General features: G+C 74.8%; 1 pseudogene. It reads right to left on the reverse strand.

The features are described from left to right. Positions 1 to 512, reverse strand: a pseudogene (locus A612_RS04455) (methyltransferase domain-containing protein); the annotation flags it as partial.

The following is a 512-nucleotide window of genomic DNA, read 5'->3' on the forward strand; positions in this document are numbered from 1 at the left end:
GGGCAGCCAGCGCGCGAGCGCGCTGGCGTCGAGCGGCGTGGCCTGCGGGGCGCCGGGCGCCATGGAGGGCAGCCCCACCAGGTAGTCCTGACCATAGTCCCAGGGGGCGCCACCCTGCGGGAAATCCGGCAGCGGGTCGCCCGGCAGGGCGGGCGGCACGGCCGGGATGAAGTGCCGCTCGCGCAGCTCGGTGAAGAAATCCACCCAGGCGTTGCCGTCCTGCCCCCAGGGGCAGACCCAGCTCCACGCCCGCCCGGCCACGCGCTCGGCAAAGGCGCCGAGGTCCGGAACGGCCACGGGCAGGCCGGCCTGCAGGGCGGCGCTGAGGGTGTAGCTGTAGGTTTCGGGCCACTGGGCGGGGAACCAGACGAGGTCCGGCTGCAGCCAGTCCAGCAGGCCGGACAGGTCGGCCTCCTGGTACTCGCCATAGACCGTCAGGCGCGCGCGCGGCTGGGTGCGCAGGTGGCGGTAGCCGTAGCCCAGCAGGTGAAACTCCACCGGCGCGCCGCGCC

It is taken from the genome of Melaminivora alkalimesophila (assembly GCF_000282995.1).
Taxonomy (GTDB): Bacteria; Pseudomonadota; Gammaproteobacteria; order Burkholderiales; family Burkholderiaceae_C; genus Melaminivora; species Melaminivora alkalimesophila.